Origin of the sequence: Gordonia oryzae (assembly GCF_003797185.1) — a bacterium.
GTDB classification, from domain to species: domain Bacteria; phylum Actinomycetota; class Actinomycetes; order Mycobacteriales; family Mycobacteriaceae; genus Gordonia; species Gordonia oryzae.
This window is the reverse complement of the sequence record NZ_RKMH01000006.1, coordinates 44751-60571: the sequence shown is the minus strand read 5'-3', so window position 1 is coordinate 60571 and position 15821 is coordinate 44751. Positions and strand designations below refer to the sequence as shown.

19 protein-coding genes are annotated in these 15821 nt (G+C 66.6%); 16 read left to right on the top strand and 3 right to left on the bottom strand.

Features of this window, described 5'->3' with window-relative positions:
- Positions 1-134: 134 nt before the first annotated feature.
- From dnaJ to EF294_RS08960, 12 genes are all read left to right on the top strand, one after another.
- On the top strand, positions 135-1292 hold the full coding sequence (dnaJ, locus tag EF294_RS09015) for a molecular chaperone DnaJ (RefSeq protein WP_123928465.1): 1158 nt from the start codon (positions 135-137) through the stop codon (positions 1290-1292).
- An 11-nt stretch (positions 1293-1303) separates the two neighbouring features.
- Entirely contained in the window at positions 1304-2053 is a 750-nt protein-coding gene (locus EF294_RS09010) for a 16S rRNA (uracil(1498)-N(3))-methyltransferase (RefSeq protein ID WP_123928462.1), read from the top strand.
- A 34-nt stretch (positions 2054-2087) separates the two neighbouring features.
- Positions 2088-2858, top strand: a complete 771-nt coding sequence (locus EF294_RS09005) for an alpha/beta hydrolase family protein (RefSeq protein WP_123929041.1) — start codon at positions 2088-2090, stop codon at positions 2856-2858.
- A 132-nt stretch (positions 2859-2990) separates the two neighbouring features.
- Positions 2991-5165: a PhoH family protein gene (locus tag EF294_RS09000; RefSeq protein ID WP_123928459.1), complete on the top strand. Its 2175-nt coding sequence runs from the start codon at positions 2991-2993 to the stop codon at positions 5163-5165.
- Positions 5162-5764 (top strand): rRNA maturation RNase YbeY, encoded by a 603-nt coding sequence (gene ybeY, locus EF294_RS08995; protein ID WP_123928456.1) that lies wholly within the window; start codon positions 5162-5164, stop codon positions 5762-5764. The genes EF294_RS09000 and ybeY overlap by 4 nt, the downstream gene beginning before the upstream one ends.
- Positions 5761-7182 carry a hemolysin family protein gene (locus EF294_RS08990; RefSeq protein WP_123928453.1) on the top strand — a complete coding sequence of 474 codons (1422 nt, stop codon included), beginning with the start codon at positions 5761-5763 and terminating at the stop codon, positions 7180-7182. Before ybeY ends, EF294_RS08990 begins: the two co-directional genes overlap by 4 nt.
- Positions 7179-7538, top strand: a complete 360-nt coding sequence (locus EF294_RS08985; protein ID WP_123928450.1) for a cytidine/deoxycytidylate deaminase family protein — start codon at positions 7179-7181, stop codon at positions 7536-7538. Before EF294_RS08990 ends, EF294_RS08985 begins: the two co-directional genes overlap by 4 nt.
- Complete coding sequence (gene era / locus EF294_RS08980; protein WP_123928447.1) at positions 7535-8446, top strand: GTPase Era; 912 nt, start codon at positions 7535-7537, stop codon at positions 8444-8446. The genes EF294_RS08985 and era overlap by 4 nt, the downstream gene beginning before the upstream one ends.
- 63 nt (positions 8447-8509) lie before the next feature.
- Positions 8510-8920, top strand: a complete 411-nt coding sequence (locus EF294_RS08975; protein ID WP_246007766.1) for an Asp23/Gls24 family envelope stress response protein — start codon at positions 8510-8512, stop codon at positions 8918-8920.
- Complete coding sequence (gene recO / locus EF294_RS08970) at positions 8917-9708, top strand: DNA repair protein RecO (RefSeq protein WP_123928444.1); 792 nt, start codon at positions 8917-8919, stop codon at positions 9706-9708. The genes EF294_RS08975 and recO overlap by 4 nt, the downstream gene beginning before the upstream one ends.
- The gene (locus tag EF294_RS08965; protein ID WP_123928441.1) at positions 9689-10510 is read left to right on the top strand and encodes an isoprenyl transferase; all 822 of its coding nucleotides are present in this window, start codon (positions 9689-9691) and stop codon (positions 10508-10510) included. The genes recO and EF294_RS08965 overlap by 20 nt, the downstream gene beginning before the upstream one ends.
- A complete protein-coding gene (locus EF294_RS08960) occupies positions 10507-10917 on the top strand; it encodes a hypothetical protein (RefSeq protein WP_123928438.1) in 411 nt (136 codons plus the stop codon). Before EF294_RS08965 ends, EF294_RS08960 begins: the two co-directional genes overlap by 4 nt.
- On the opposite strand, the gene EF294_RS08955 is transcribed toward EF294_RS08960, so the two are convergent.
- The 3 genes from EF294_RS08955 to EF294_RS21400 form a co-directional block, all read right to left on the bottom strand.
- Positions 10890-11333 carry a Fur family transcriptional regulator gene (locus tag EF294_RS08955; protein WP_123928436.1) on the bottom strand — a complete coding sequence of 148 codons (444 nt, stop codon included), beginning with the start codon at positions 11331-11333 and terminating at the stop codon, positions 10890-10892. The genes EF294_RS08960 and EF294_RS08955 overlap by 28 nt on opposite strands.
- The gene (locus tag EF294_RS08950) at positions 11330-11758 is read right to left on the bottom strand and encodes an ArsR/SmtB family transcription factor (RefSeq protein ID WP_123929038.1); all 429 of its coding nucleotides are present in this window, start codon (positions 11756-11758) and stop codon (positions 11330-11332) included. The genes EF294_RS08955 and EF294_RS08950 overlap by 4 nt, the downstream gene beginning before the upstream one ends.
- A 197-nt stretch (positions 11759-11955) precedes the next feature.
- Complete coding sequence (locus EF294_RS21400; protein ID WP_185091008.1) at positions 11956-12174, bottom strand: hypothetical protein; 219 nt, start codon at positions 12172-12174, stop codon at positions 11956-11958.
- Between the two features lie 5 nt (positions 12175-12179).
- Between EF294_RS21400 and EF294_RS21395 the strand changes: the two genes are divergently transcribed.
- From EF294_RS21395 to EF294_RS08930, 4 genes are all read left to right on the top strand, one after another.
- Positions 12180-12323 carry a hypothetical protein gene (locus EF294_RS21395; protein WP_185091007.1) on the top strand — a complete coding sequence of 48 codons (144 nt, stop codon included), beginning with the start codon at positions 12180-12182 and terminating at the stop codon, positions 12321-12323.
- Positions 12324-12465: 142 nt separating this feature from the next.
- The gene (locus EF294_RS08940; RefSeq protein WP_123928433.1) at positions 12466-13866 is read left to right on the top strand and encodes a glycine--tRNA ligase; all 1401 of its coding nucleotides are present in this window, start codon (positions 12466-12468) and stop codon (positions 13864-13866) included.
- A 115-nt stretch (positions 13867-13981) separates the two neighbouring features.
- On the top strand, positions 13982-14470 hold the full coding sequence (locus EF294_RS08935; protein WP_123928430.1) for a cold-shock protein: 489 nt from the start codon (positions 13982-13984) through the stop codon (positions 14468-14470).
- Positions 14463-15782 carry a deoxyguanosinetriphosphate triphosphohydrolase gene (locus tag EF294_RS08930; RefSeq protein ID WP_425459413.1) on the top strand — a complete coding sequence of 440 codons (1320 nt, stop codon included), beginning with the start codon at positions 14463-14465 and terminating at the stop codon, positions 15780-15782. Before EF294_RS08935 ends, EF294_RS08930 begins: the two co-directional genes overlap by 8 nt.
- Positions 15783-15821 lie beyond the last annotated feature (39 nt).

Here is a 15821-nt window from a genome sequence, read left to right as displayed (position 1 = left end):
AGGCGGCGCACAACCGCCTCGAGAGGAAATGCGCGCGGCAGGCGTCGCGTTCGGTGAGGTATCCGATGCACCGGCTCCGTGAGGGTATCCCCGGAGCCATACGTGACCTGTGAGAACGAAGGACCGAGACAACCGTGGCAACTGACTACTACGGAATCCTGGGCGTCGCCAAGGGTGCAACCGACCAGGAGATCAAGCGGGCCTACCGCCAGATGGCCCGCAAACTGCATCCCGACGTCAACCCGGGAGAAGAGGAGCGCTTCAAGGAGGTCACGACTGCCTACGAGGTGCTGAGCGACCCGGAGAAGCGGCGGATCGTCGACGCCGGCGGTGACCCGTTGGCAGGTCCGGGCGGAGGTGGATTCGGTGCAAATTTCGGCGGGGGCGGTCTCGGCGACGTGTTCGAGGCGTTCTTCGGCTCCGGCGGTGGGTTCGGCAGTACTTTCGGTGGTAGCCGCGGGCCGCGCTCGCGCGTGCAGCCCGGTGAGCCCGCGCTTGTCGCCGTCGAGCTCGACCTGGAGGAGTGCGCTTCCGGGGTGAACAAGGAGGTCACCGTGGACACCGCGATCCTGTGCGATGTGTGTCACGGGTCGGGGACCAACCGCGATTCGAAGCCGATCAGCTGCGACACCTGTAAGGGTGCCGGCGAGATCCAGGCAGTGCAGCGTTCGCTGCTCGGCCAGGTCATGACGGTGCGCGAATGCCCGACCTGCCACGGCACCGGTGAGGTCATCCCCGATCCGTGCCACAAATGCGGCGGCCAGGGAAGGGTGCGTTCGCGCCGCACCATGACCGTGCGCATCCCGGCGGGAATCGAGAGCGGCATGCGGGTCCGGTTGGCCGGTCAAGGTGAGGTCGGGCCGGGCGGCGGACCGGCCGGGGATCTCTACGTCGAGGTCAGCGAGCGCCCGCACGAGGTGTTCATTCGCGACAAGGACGACCTGCATTGCACGTTGCGGGTGCCGATCGCCGACGCGGCGCTCGGCGGTAGCTTCGAGGTCCCGACGATCCTCGGGGATCTCGCGACTGTCACCATCGAGCCCGGTACCCAGCCCGGCCAGGTCGCCACACTGCGTGGTCGGGGTATGCCGCACGTGAACACCGGTGCCCGCGGCACCCTCCACGTCCATCTCGACGTCGCGGTACCGGCCAAGCTGAACGCCGCGCAGACCGAGGCGCTGAAAGTCTTCCGCGAGGCGTCCGACGATGCCATCGACCTGGTCACGACCTCGGCGGCAGCAGCGCCGGGCGGGTTGTTCTCGCGACTGCGCAACGCCTTTGCGGGACGCTGATCGGCCCGGACGTGAGCCCGCCCCTGTTCTGGGTCGATGAGGTCCCGCCGGCCGGCACCACCACCCTGCTCTCCGGGCCGGAAGGCCGCCACGCGGTGACCGTGGCGCGGCTGCGGCCGGGGGAGACCCTGCTGCTCGGTGACGGCGCCGGGTCGGTCGCCACCTGCGAGGTGAGCGCGGTCGAGGGCAAGGATGCGCTGTCGGCGCTCGCCCACCGGTTCGTGTTCACCGACCGGCCGCGGCCGTCGGTGACCCTGGTGCAGGCGTTGCCGAAATCCGAGCGCTCGGAGTTGGCCGTCGACCTCGCCACCGAGGCCGGTGTCGACCGGATCGTGCCGTGGCAATCGGCACGGTGCGTCGCCCGCTGGGCGGGCAAGGCCGACAAGGGTGTCGCCAAATGGCGGGCCGCGGCCTCCGCGGCCGCCAAACAGAGTCGGCGTCCGTGGATTCCGGAGGTCACCGACCTCGCCTCCACGATCGACGTGCGCGCCTACGCCGCCGAGGTGATCGCCGCCGGAGGTGTGGTCGCGGTACTGCATGAGGCTGCTGCGGTGACGCTGCGGAGCCTGCCACTGGCGCGGGCACGCGAGATCATGCTGGTGGTCGGGCCCGAGGGCGGTCTCGACGACAGCGAGATCGCCGATCTCACCGCGCTCGGCGCGCAGGCTGTGCTGTTGGGGCCAGAGGTGTTACGGACCTCGACGGCCGCGTCGGTCGCCCTCGGCGCGCTCGGTGTCCTCACCGATCGGTGGGTCCGATGAAACCCGATCGGTGCGACCGATGAGGCGCTGCGCGGTGCACCGGACGGCGATCGCCTACGGTGAGGCGAACTCGCAGTTCGGGCACATCTATCACGCTGCCGAGGAGGCCGATCTTCCCGCCACGATGCGGCCTGTCGTGCTGATCCACGGCGGCTACTGGACCACCGAGTTCTCGCTGACCATCGAGTCGGCGATCGCCCGGCAGTACGGCGAACGTGGCGCGTTGGTCTGGAACATCGAGTACCGGCGCGTGGGGGAGAACGGCGGAGGATGGCCGCACACCGGCCGTGACGTCATCGCCGCGATCAACGCGCTCGACGGGCCGGTCCGAGACGCCCTGCCGGCAGCCGTCGCCGACCGTGTCGACTGGAATTCGGTTGCGGTCGTAGGGCATTCGGCCGGAGGTCAGCTTGCGGTGTGGGCCACCGCGCAGCTGCGGGCGCAGACCGCGAACACCCGCATCACCACCGTGGTCGCCCAGTCGGCGGCCCTGGATCTCGTGGCCGCGGGACAGGCCGGCCGGGAGTCGGTGCAGGCATTGATCGGCGGTCCTCACGCACAGGCGACCCAGCGCTATCGGGCCGCATCTCCCATGGAGCAGGAACCCTTCGACGCACATGTCGTGGTCATTCATGGCGACCGTGACACCGCCATTCCGGTGGAGTTCAGCCGCCGCTATGTCGCCACGGTATCCGCGCGGGGTCAGTCAGCCGAACTGATCGTCGTGCCCGAGGAGGGGCACGAAGCGTTCGTCGATCCGCGCAGCGTGTGTAATCGGCAGACGATCCGGGCGCTGGGACTGTAGAGCGCTGGGTCCGAGGTGCGCGACGGTGCGGAGAACGGAATATTCGATCGCGGATTGCCCGTTGGGCAGGGATAGACTTGACCACACATCGCCGTATGGCGCGCCCCCCGAACTCCAGGAGTGATCTGATACGTGAGTGACGACAACCCCGACGGTCGTGCGCCGGCGCGCGGCGCCGCAGGGGCCGGACCTGTGGTCACCTCCATCATCGATGTCCCTCCCGAGGTGGTGTTCGGGCTGCTCGGCACCAGCGATGTCAATCTGCGCACGCTTGAGCAACTCCTCCCGGCCGATATCCACGTGCGCGGCAATCAGATCACGCTTCGTGGCCGTGGCGCCGACGTCGCCGCCGCCGAGCGCGTCATGGGTGAACTCGCGGACCTCGTCGGTCGCGGCACCACGCTGACCCCAGATCTCGTCCGCCAGGGCGTGTCGATGCTGTCCGAGGGTGCCACCGAATCGCCCGCCGATGTCCTGTCCCTCGACATCCTCTCGCGCCGCGGCAAGACCATCCGGCCCAAGACCCTCAACCAGAAGCGTTACGTCGATGCCATCGACGCCAACACCATCGTGTTCGGTCTGGGCCCGGCCGGTACCGGCAAGACCTATCTGGCGATGGCCAAGGCCGTGCAGGCACTGCAATCCAAGAGCGTGAACCGCATCATTCTCACCAGACCCGCGGTGGAAGCCGGTGAGCGACTGGGCTTTCTGCCCGGAACACTCAGCGAGAAGATCGACCCGTATCTGCGACCGCTCTACGACGCGTTGCACGACATGATGGACCCCGAGTCGATCCCCAAGCTCATGGCCGCCGGGGTGATCGAAGTGGCGCCACTGGCGTATATGCGTGGCCGGGCGCAGCCGGTGTCGACCAGGGTCCTCACGCCACAGGGCTTCCGTCCGATCGGTGACATCGAGGTCGGCGATCACGTCATCGCCTCGAACGGCACGCCGACCGAAGTCCTTGGCGTCTACCCGCAGGGGTTCAAGGACATCGTGCGAGTCACCACTGCCGACGGTGCGTCCACCCTCTGCTCCACCGACCACCTGTGGTCGGTGTACACGCCAGACGACCGTCGTCGCGGCACCGGCCCGAGGGTGCTCGAGACGAAGGAGATGATCGGAAATCTCCGGGCGGCTCACTATCACCGATTCGAGTTACCGCTCTTGAGTGGCGCTGCGGAGTTTCCTCGTCAACCGCATCCGCTCGACCCCTATGCGCTCGGTCTGATCCTGGGTGACGGCTGCATAGAGGGGATGACCACGCCATCGTTGACGACAGCCGACCGTGCGCTGGTCGATGCGCTGGTCATGGCCGTGCCGGGTGTTCGCGCACGACAGCGATCCGACGTCGACTACGTCCTCGACCGGATCGCCACTCCCGGCGAGCCGGTCACGATCGAGAACGCGGTCACCCACGCCATGCGCGAACTCGGATTGTGGGGCACCACGTCCTCTACGACGTTCGTACCGAAGCAGTATCTTCTCAACTCGTCCGACGTCCGATTGGCAGTGCTGCAGGGTCTTCTGGACACTGATAGTGGCGCAGTGACCCAGACCGGCCGGTCCTGCCGTGTGCAGTATGTGACAGTGTCGGACCAGCTGCGCGATGACGTGATGTTCCTGGTGCGATCGCTGGGCGGTGTCGTTTACGGACGAACCCACGTCGCGCGGAGAATGCCCTCGGGTAGAGCGCCGGGTCGAGAGGTATTGGCCCGACCTGACGCCCACGTCCTCGACATTCGTCTCCCGGACGGGCTCGCTCCGTTCCGGATGACAGGCAAGGCGCAGAAATTTGGCGCGACCACGGTCACAGCGCCCAAGCGCTACATCGAAAGCATCGAATCGGTGGGTACCGACGAAGCCGTCTGCATCCGTGTGGCGGCGGAGGATTCGCTCTATGTCACCGAGGACTTCCTGCTGACCCACAACACGCTCAATGACGCCTTCATCATCCTCGACGAGGCGCAGAACACCACCGGCGAGCAGATGAAGATGTTCCTGACCCGGCTGGGATTCGGGTCGAAGGTGGTGGTCACCGGCGACACCACGCAGGTCGATCTGCCCGGCGGAGCGCAGAGCGGACTGATGGCCGCCGCCCGCATCCTCGACGGCATCGATGACATCCACTTCGCCACCCTGACCAGTCAGGACGTGGTCCGGCACCGGCTCGTCGCCGACATCGTCGACGCCTATGGGCGGGCCGAGGAGGCGGCGCGGGACAACCCGCGACTGCGTGACTCGGATCGTATCGGTGGCCCCAATCGCGCCGCGCGGCGCTCGGCAAGTCAGGGACGACGCTCATGAGCATCGAATTCGCCAACGAGTCCGGCGTGGACGTCCCCGCCGAATTAGTGCTCGCCGCAGCACGATTCGCGACCGAGGCGATGGACGTTCATCCCGGGGCCGAGCTCTCGGTGCTCTGTGTGGACGAGCCGACAATGGCCGACATGCATGTGCAATGGATGGATCTACCCGGTCCCACCGACGTGATGAGCTTCCCGATGGACGAGTTGGTGCCCGGCGGGCGACCCGATGCCGCCGAGCCGGGCCCTGCCATCCTCGGCGATATCGTTCTCTGCCCCCAATTCGCCGCCACACAGGCCCGCGAGGCCCGGCGCTCACTCGAGCACGAACTGGCGATGCTCACCATCCACGGCGTCCTGCATCTGCTCGGCTACGACCACGCAGAACCTGAGGAGGAGAAGGAGATGTTCGGCCTGCAGAACCGTCTGCTCGAGGAGTTCTATTCGCAGCGGCACCGGCAGGCCCAGCAGCAACGTCAAGCCGACCGGGACACCCGTCTGCTGACCAACATCGGGTTCACCGACTCCGCGTTCCCCGAGTTCCCGGGAGGTGACGAGGGCTCCGCGCAGCAGCGGCCCGCGGGCTCGTCGGAGCAGTGACCGGGGCCGGCTATTCGTGGTTCGTGCTGTGCGCCGTCGTCCTCGTCGTCCTCAGTGGTGTGTTCGCTGCGGTGGACACCGCGGTGTCGACGGTGTCGATTGCCCGCGTCGAGGACATGGTCAAGGAAAAGCGCGCGGGTGCGGTGCGGCTCATGCGGGTGCTCGCCGCTCGCGCGACCTATGTCGGTCTCGCGGTGTTGCTGCGGGTGGTGTGTGAGACCGCTGCCGTCGCGATGGTCGCGGTGATCGCCGTGTCCGAACTGGGCGTCGAATGGGGACTGACCGTCGCCATCGCCGGGATGGCGGTGGTGTCATATGTGGCTGCCGGGGTCGGACCGCGCACGCTCGGTCGTCAGCACGCCTACACCATCGCCCTGGCCTCGGCCGCTGCCCTGCAGATCCTGGGCGTGATCCTCACCCCGCTGACCCGGCTACTCATCCTCATCGGAAACGCGGTGACGCCGGGCAAGGGATACCGCAACGGGCCGTTCGCCACCGAGGTCGAGTTGCGGGAGGTTGTCGACCTCGCCGAGGCGAGCGGGGTGGTGGCCGCAGATGAGCGCCGCATGATCCAGTCGGTCTTCGAACTCGGCGACACCAACGCCCGCGAGGTGATGGTGCCGCGACCGGAGATGATCTGGATCGAGAGTGACAAGAGCGCCGCGCAGGCAACGAGTTTGGCTGTGCGCAGCGGGCATTCGCGTATCCCGGTGATCGGGGAGAATCCCGACGACATTCTCGGGGTGGTGTATCTGAAGGATCTCGTAGAGCGCTCGATGCACGGCGAGGACGCCCGCATGGTGAGCGTTTCGGCGGTGATGCGCCCGGCGGAATTCATACCCGACTCCAAGCCGCTGGACCGGGTTCTGGAGGACATGCGGCGTACCCACAACCACATGGCGTTGCTCGTCGATGAATACGGCGGCATCGCCGGGCTCGTCACCATCGAGGACGTCCTCGAGGAGATCGTAGGGGAGATCACCGACGAGTACGACACCGGTGAGGTCGCCCCCGTGGAAGATCTCGGCGACGGTCGCTACCGCGTCTCGGCGCGACTACCGGTGGAAGACCTCGGTGAACTGTTCGACATCGACATCGACGACGACGAGGTCGAAACCGTCGGCGGTCTCGTCGGCCTCGAACTCGGCCGGGTCCCGCTGCCGGGGGCTCGTGTCGCGAGCCACGGCCTGCAACTGGTGGCCGAGGGCAGGCCGAATCGGCAAGGTCGCCAGCGCATCACAACCGTGCTCGTCGAGCAGATCGAGGGGCCCGAGTCCGAGCGGGATCCGCTCGATGCCCGAGAGGAAGAGCGCAACGACGCGCCGAGCCGGCGTGGCGGCTCACGGGGCGGGGAACGCTCTCGACGCAACGGCGAATACGCTGAGCGCCGGGACGCCCAGGAGAAGGAGACCATGTGAGCGAGCCATTGGGTGACGAAGACGCCAAGCTGGTGACTCTCGCCCGCGGCGCGCGCGGCCGGGCGCAGTCGCCGTCGGGCGCTGCGGTGCGCGAGGGAGATGGCCGAACCTATGCCGGTGCCGACGTGCGTACCGCCTCGTTGGAACTGTCGGCACTACAGGTCGCAGTGGTCACCGCACTGTCGAGTGGTGCCGAGTCGTTCGAGGCCGCGGTGATCGTCGGCGGTGGCGCCGATGACCCGGGCCGCGCGACACTCGCCGAGATCAGCCCGGACGCACTGCTGGTGGTCGCCGATGCCGCGGGCACCGTGCTCGACCGCATCCGGGCCGGTGCCGGGGCGGACGCGGCTTCATGACCGAATTCCGTTCGGGTTTCGTGTGCTTTGTCGGCCGTCCGAACACCGGCAAGTCGACTTTGACCAATGCGCTGGTGGGCGAGAAGATCGCGATCACCTCCAATCGGCCGCAGACCACCCGCCACACCATCCGCGGAATCGTGAATCGGCCCGACGCTCAGCTGATCCTTGTCGACACCCCAGGGCTGCACCGGCCGCGGACGCTGCTCGGTCAGCGACTCAACGATCTGGTTCGCGACACCTACTCCGAGGTCGACGTCATCGGTGTCTGCATCCCGGCCGACGAGCGGATCGGTCCGGGTGACCGGTGGATTGTCTCGCAGGTCCGGCAGATGGCGCCGGGGACCACGGTGCTCGGCATCGTCACCAAGATCGATCGCGTCGGTCCCGAGCAGGTCGCCGCCCAGCTGCTCGCCCTCTCCGAATTGCTCGGACCCACATCGGAAGTGGTGCCCGTCTCGGCGACCTCGGGTGAGCAGATCGACGTGTTGACCGAGGTGCTGGTGTCGCTGATGGAGCACGGCCCGGCATTCTATCCCGACGGAGAACTCACCGACGAGCCCGAACAGGTCCTGATGGCCGAGTTCATCCGTGAGGCCGCACTCGAGGGAGTGCACGATGAGTTGCCGCACTCGTTGGCGGTGGTCATCGAGGAGATCATCCCGCGCGAGGATCGGGCACCGGAGCAAGCGCCGATGGTCGATGTTCACGCGATCCTCTACGTCGAGCGTGACAGCCAGAAGGGCATCATCATCGGCCATAAGGGGTCCCGTCTCAAGGCGGTGGGCACTACGGCGCGCCGTCAGATCGAGGCACTCCTGGGTGTGAAGGTGTACCTCGACCTGCACGTGAAGGTGGCCAAAGACTGGCAGCGCGATCCAAAGCAGTTGCGCCGCATGGGCTTCTAGGACACCGCAGGCGGACTGTGGCGGCAGTTTCGACAATGGCAATTGCATCTTCACGCAGGTCGATTGCGGCAAGCAGGTCGCCGACGACATCATCACCAACGCCGCCACGAGAGGTATGGCCGTGCACCGCACCGACCGGTCACCGCATTCAACGAGCTCCTCGGCAGCAAGGTCTACGGTGTGGTGGCACTCGGCGCCGGATTCTCCGATTCCGTTCTCGCACTGGGCAAGGCAACCGTGCTGCAGGCGTGGCCGGAGCCGGTCGCCATCGACGTCTACCTCTACTGCGGATCGGGAACCTTCGCGTCGGCGGTCACCACGATCTTCGCCGATCGGATCTCCGAACAGGTCAACGCTAGATGGGTCAACAACTCACCGACACCGTGCGCACCCGGCTGGCCAAGGCGAACGTCGCATTCTCCGGGGTGTCACCCCCGGGCTCTGTCGTTGATCGGTGACACAATGACGCGGTGAGGTTCTACCGTGATGAGGCTGTCGTGCTGCGCCAGCACAAGCTCGGCGAGGCCGATCGGATCATCACGTTGCTGACCGCCGACCATGGGCTCGTGCGCGCGGTGGCCAAGGGAGTGCGCCGCACCAGGTCCAAGTTCGGTGGACGACTCGAACCGTTCGCCCACGTCGACATCCATCTCTATCCGGGCCGCAACCTCGATGTCGTCACGCAGGTGCACAGTCTGCACGCCTTCTCCGACGCCATCGTCGCCGACTACGGGCGCTACACCACCGCGTGCGCGGTGCTCGAGACCGCCGAACGACTCGCCGGCGAGGAGCGTGCGCCGGCCACTCAGTTGCAGCGACTGACCGTCGGGGCGCTCGAGGCGCTCGCCGAGGATCGTCGCCCACGTCAACTCATCCTCGATGCCTTCCTGTTGCGAGCCATGCATTGTGCGGGCTGGATGCCTGCGCTGGAGTTGTGCGCACGATGCGCCACCCCCGGCCCGCACCGTGCGTTTCACGTCGCTGCCGGGGGAGCGGTGTGTCTGCACTGCCGGCCGCCGGGCGCGGCAACCCCCTCCCCGGGGGTGCTCGACCTGATGGATGCGCTGTTCCGTGGCCAGTGGGAGCACACCACCGACGCTTCCGATTCGCTGCGTCGCCAGGCCAGCGGACTGACCGCCGCGCATCTGCAATGGCATCTGGAACGGCAGCTGCGTACCCTGCCGCTGATCGAGCGCGCCGCTCCCCATAGGGTGGTCGAGTCAGGCGCGAGAGGAGTCGAAGATGGCGTTGCGGCCGGGTAGCTCCGCCAAGAAGCAGACCACGCACCGGGCACGTGCACTCCTCCGCCCGCCCAATCCCCATTCCAGCGGTGCCACCCCACCGAATCTGCCTCCGGAGTTCGTCCCCAACCACGTCGCCCTGGTGATGGACGGCAACGGACGGTGGGCCACCGATCGCGGCCTACCGCGCACGGAGGGCCACAAGCGCGGCGAGGTCGTGCTGATGGACACCGTGTGCGGATGTATCGAGATCGGTGTGAAGTGGTTGTCGGCGTACGCGTTCTCGACCGAGAACTGGTCGCGCAGTCCCGACGAGGTCCGGTTCCTGATGGGGTTCAATCGTGATGTGATCCGACGTCGGCGTGACGAGATGCACGAGATGGGGGTGCGCGTGCGCTGGGCGGGACGACGGCCACGGTTGTGGCGCAGCGTCATCAAGGAACTCGAGATCGCCGAGGAACTGACCAAGGACAACGACGTGATGACGCTGACCATGTGCGTCAACTATGGTGGACGTGCCGAGATCGCGGATGCCGCAAGGGAAATCGCGCGGCGAGCGGCGGCCGGCGAGATCGACCCGGAACGGATCACTGAGTCGTCATTCGCGCGATTCCTCGATGAGCCGGATATGCCCGACGTCGATCTGTTCTTGCGTCCCTCCGGCGAGCAGCGCATCTCCAACTTCTTGCTCTGGCAGTCGGCCTACGCCGAGATGGTGTACCAGGAGAAGCTCTTTCCCGATTTCGATCGCCGCGACCTATGGGCGGCATGTGTCGAATACGCCTCACGCGACCGGCGCTTCGGTGGGGTCAGACCCACATGACCGACGACGCGGCAACAGTTGCGCGCGTGCGCGGGTTGCTCACCGAGGTCGGTGACGTGGTGGGTGGTGACGCCGATTCGGTAATCGTCCGGGTGGGACGAACCCGCGCCTCGATCCGCGTGGTCGACATCGCCGAGAACCTCGAGGTCCTCAGCGTCACGCAACTGATCGCGGTGAATCTGCCCAACATCCCGCAACTACGCGACGACGTGGACACCCACGACGCGAAGCTCAGTTTCGGGAGTCTGCGACGCAGCGACCCGGAAGGCGTGACCACCGACGTGTTGCTCTACTACACGTTTCCGATCGGGGGCCTCGCTGACATGGCACTGTTGACCATGCTGCATCTGGTGCTGGTGACCGGCGCCGACGTCGCCGATCACCTGGTCGGCGGCGCAGTCTCCTGACGACCGGCCTGGCATTGCGCGCACCTGCCGAAGACCTCGACGGTGTGGTGGATGTCGGTGAATCCGTTTTCCTCGGCGACCGTCGCGGCCCAGCGTTCGACCGGGTCGGCCTGGACCTCGACGGTGGTGCCGCACTCCCGGCAGACCAGATGGTGGTGATGACCGGACGAGCAGTTGCGATAACGAGTCTCACCCGTGCCGTCCCACAAGGCGTCGATCTGTCCGGACTGCGACAAGGCCTGCAGATTGCGGTAGACCGTGGTCAGTCCGATCGACTCGCCACGGGCCTTGAGTTGCTCGTGGAGTTCTTGCGCGGACCGGAAGTCCTCGCTGTCGGCCAGGGCGTCGGCGATGGCCGCACGCTGTCGGGTAGAGCGGATGCCGGTGACCGGTCCCGCGGCCGATCGGCCGCTCACGATGAGGCTCCGGTCCGCTCCTGCGCCACCGGATCGGCCGGGTCGGCGGTGGCGTCAACCGATTCGTGGTGACCGGCCAACTCGCTCTCGACCGACGATTCGGTGGCATGGACCAGGGCATCGGTCACGATGTGCGCGAGGTGATCGTCGATGAGTTCATACATGATCTCGCGTCCATTGCGGTGTCCGCGCACCACGCCGGCGTCCTTGAGGACCCGGAGGTGCTGACTGACGAGAGGTTGACTCAGCCCGAGTCCGCCGACGAGCTCGTGAACGCATTTGGCGCTTTCCTGTAGGGACAACACAATGGCGATCCGGGTTGGCGCGGCCAGCGCGCGGAGGAGATCGCTGGCGGCCTCACGGGCCTGCGCGTCGGTGCGCTCGGTGAGCGCGTCGCAGGGTCGGGGGGTGTCCATGTCGACCATCTTATGGGAAGCCGTTGTCATTTGGGATGAGCGCTGCCGACGTCCGCGAGATATTGAGAGAGGCATACCAGCGAGTCTGGGACGTATGGCGGTTCGGAATCGGCATGCGGTCAGGCGGGCCCACGCATAACCTCGTCGTCTCTGGCCGCAGCCATCCTCGGCGACGCCAAGGACCGGCAGCCGATGTCGGCGTGCGGTCAACGGCCGGCGTGTGGGTCCGGTGGGCCGCCGACCGCGATGACTTCGACGAGTACCCAGATTCCGCGGCCGGCCGAGATCTCGGTGAGCGACGAGGTGCGCGATTTCCTACCGACGATCGCCCGCGTCGGGTACCGCGCATGGGTGCGACGCCGGTACGGCCCGGTCAGGCGCCGGCGCACGATCGGCGATCTGCCGCCGGCGTTCTGGGTACGCACCGCGCGTGGAATTCAGCGCCGACCCTCAGCGCTGGTTCGACGACTACCTCGCCGCGGAACGTCGACGGCTGCGCAGGTGCTCCCGGTGGGGATTTCGGCTCGTGCTCTGGGACACGCGGATACGGCATGCCCGGGCCGCGCTGGTGTGAAGAGGCGTGCGGTGGCGTGGTCGTCGGGTTGGGACCATCGAGCGGATCGGCGATTATTCTCCGTCTGTGATCGGCGGCTACCCTGTAGGGGTTGCCGTCATCGAAGGTGTCGGCGGCGTGACCTTGTCCCAACGTCTGTGGAGTGCGATTCATCGTGGCCGCCGCCCCGTCCAAAGTCGAAGCCGTTGTCAACCTCGCCAAGCGGCGCGGTCTGGTCTACCCGAGTGGTGAGATCTACGGTGGAACGCGCTCGGCGTGGGACTACGGGCCGCTCGGTGTGGAACTCAAGGAGAACATCAAGCGGCAATGGTGGCGCACCATGGTCACCTCCCGAGACGACGTTGTGGGCCTCGACTCGTCGGTGATCCTGCCGCGGCAGGTATGGGAGGCCTCCGGTCACGTCGAGGTGTTCACCGACCCGCTCGTCGAGTCGCTCTATACCCACAAGCGGTATCGGGCCGACCACCTCATCGAGGCCTACGAGATCAAACACGGACACCCGCCGCAGAACGGCCTCGCCGATATCAACGACCCCGAGACCGGCCAGCCCGGAAAGTGGACCGAGCCCAAGGCATTCAGCGGTTTGATGAAGACCTACCTCGGTCCGGTCGACGACGAGGAGGGGTTGCACTATCTCCGACCGGAGACCGCGCAGGGCATCTTCGTCAACTTCAAGAACGTCATGACGACGTCCCGGAAGAAGCCCCCGTTCGGGATCGCCCAGATCGGCAAGAGCTTCCGCAACGAGATCACTCCCGGCAACTTCATCTTCCGCACCCGTGAGTTCGAGCAGATGGAGATGGAGTTCTTCGTCAAGCCCGGCGAGGACGAGCAGTGGCACCAGTACTGGATCGATCAGCGATTCAACTGGTACGTCGACCTCGGGATCGATCCGGAGAACCTGCGGCTCTACGAGCATGCGCAGGAGAAGCTCTCGCACTATTCCAAGCGCACCGTCGACGTCGAGTACAAGTTCGGTTTCTCCGGTAACCCGTGGGGTGAACTCGAAGGCGTTGCCAACCGCACCGACTTCGACCTCTCCACGCATTCGAAGGCCTCTGGTGAGGACCTGTCGTTCTTTGACCAGGCTTCCGGCGAGCGTTACACGCCCTACGTCATCGAGCCGGCAGCCGGATTGACCCGCTCGGTAATGGCGTTTCTGTGTGACGCACTCACCGAGGAGGAGGTGCCGAATGCCAAGGGCGGCACCGACACCCGCACGGTGCTGCGCCTCGACCGCCGTGTGGCTCCGGTCAAGGTGGCCGTGCTGCCGCTCTCACGCAACGAGCAACTCTCGCCGAAGGCCAAGGATCTCGCCAGCGAGTTGCGCAGGAACTGGAACGTCGAATTTGACGATGCGCAGGGCATCGGTAAGCGTTACCGGCGCCAGGACGAGATCGGCACACCATTCTGTGTGACCGTGGACTTCGACACCCTCGACGATCACGCGGTCACCATCCGCGAGCGCGACACCATGAGCCAGGAGCGGGTTGCCCTGGACAAGGTGGCCGAGTATCTGGGAGGCAGACTCCTCGGCTCCTGATCGGCGAACAACTTTCGATTGGGCTTGACCTGCGGCTGTCTGTCACACTTGGAGCGGAGTCGCGAGGTTCGGGCACGGGGTCCGCCGCAGCGATCAGTAGAGAGTGAGTGCAATCGTGGCAGTCAGTGGCAAGGTCGTCCATTACGACGTTAACCGGGGGTTCGGGTTCTTGGCCCCGGAATCCGGTGGGGCAGACGTGTTCTTGCACATCAACGACATCGACATCGACGAGAACGATCTGAAGCCGGGCGCCAAGGTCTCCTTCGATGTCGAGGAGACCGACCGTGGTTCCAAGGCGATCAACGTCGCGGTCACCGAGGCCGCTCCGGCCGAGGAATCCGGTGGGGGACGCCCGCCGCGACGCGATGATCACCGCCGTGACGATCATCGCCGCGACGACCATGGCCGTTCACACGGTGGCGATCGGGATCGTCCGCGCCGTCCGCGTGCCGGCGGTGGCGGATCGTTGGATGCGGCCGCATTCACCGAAGAGGTGACCGAACTTCTGCTCGATTCCTCCGACGCCCTGACGGCCGCGCAGATCGTCGCGATCCGCAGCCGGATCACCGACTTCGCCGTCGCCCGGGGCTGGGTGCTTGACTGACCGCACTCCGACGGGACGGTCCGGGTCCCAATCCGGGATTCCCCCGACGGCATTCTACGGCGATGAGGCCACCGAGCGGATGGTGCCCGAGGGCGCCAAGGTCGCGAGCCTACCCGGAACCCGAACCGACCACCGCAGTGAGTACGCGCGCGACCGCGCGCGCGTACTGCACTCGGCTGCCTTGCGTCGCCTCGCTGACAAGACTCAGGTCGTCGGACCGCGCGAGGGCGACACGCCGCGTACCCGTCTGACCCATTCGCTCGAGGTCGGGCAGATCGGCCGCGGTATCGCGATCGGCCTCGGCTGTGAACCCGACCTGGTGGAATTGGCCGGCCTCGCCCACGACATCGGCCATCCCCCCTACGGGCACAACGGCGAGCGTGCGCTCAACGAATTTGCTTCCGAAATCGGCGGATTCGAGGGCAACGCGCAGAACTTGCGGATCCTCACCCGGCTCGAACCGAAGTTGCTCGACGATCAGGGCCGCAGTGCCGGGCTCAACCTGACGCGCGCCTCTCTCGATGCGACGCTGAAGTACCCGTGGACCCGCCGGCCGCCGAAGGTGAAGTTCGGAGCCTACGCCGACGACGCCGCGGCACTGGACTGGGTCCGACGCGAGGCGCCGGGCGATCGGCAGTGCATCGAGGCGCAGGTGATGGACTGGTCCGACGACGTCGCCTACTCGGTCCACGACCTCGAGGACGGTGTCATCGCCAACCGTATCGATCTGCGCACCCTCGCCGATCCCGACGACCAACGCACGCTCGCCGAGATCGGGATCAAGGAGTTCCCTGGTCTCGAGCCCGAACCCTTGATCGATGCCGCACAACGTCTCTCCCGCATGGAGATCGTGCGCGCTGTCGGGGTGTTCGACGGCAGTCTGGACGCGTCGGTCCGGCTCAAGCGGCTCACCAGCGAACTCATCGGCCGGTTCGCCTCAGCGGCGATCACCGGCACCCGTGAGGTGGTGGGCGGGCGGTCGCTGTCCCGGTACGACGCCGACTTGTCCGTGCCACCGCTCATCGCCGCCGAGGTGGCGATCCTGAAAACCCTTGCGCTGCGGTTCATCTTCTCCAACGTGCGGCACAAGGCCCATCAGGCTCGGCAGCGCGAACGCATCCACCGTGTCGGCGAGTGGCTCAGCGCCGCGGCTCCCGGGGGGCTCGACCCGGTCTTCGTTCCCAGTTGGGAACATGCCGCCGACGACACCGCCCGCACCAGGGTCATCGTCGACCAGATCGCGTCGATGACCGAGGGCAGACTCGAACGGATGGACAAGCAGAACTCGGGCGCGCAGGCACATCTGGGGTGAATATTCGGGCGCGGTGCCGAAGATCCTCGGGCGCCAGGT

What these genes read in the sequence shown, in the direction of transcription:
- EF294_RS08965 (WP_123928441.1), top strand. Translation starts at nt 9,689, where the DNA reads ATGGCGTTGCGGCCGGGTAGCTCCGCCAAGAAGCAGACCACGCACCGG.
- ybeY (WP_123928456.1), top strand. Translation starts at nt 5,162, where the DNA reads ATGAGCATCGAATTCGCCAACGAGTCCGGCGTGGACGTCCCCGCCGAA.
- era (WP_123928447.1), top strand. Translation starts at nt 7,535, where the DNA reads ATGACCGAATTCCGTTCGGGTTTCGTGTGCTTTGTCGGCCGTCCGAAC.
- EF294_RS08960 (WP_123928438.1), top strand. Translation starts at nt 10,507, where the DNA reads ATGACCGACGACGCGGCAACAGTTGCGCGCGTGCGCGGGTTGCTCACC.
- EF294_RS08950 (WP_123929038.1), bottom strand. Translation starts at nt 11,758, where the DNA reads ATGGTCGACATGGACACCCCCCGACCCTGCGACGCGCTCACCGAGCGC.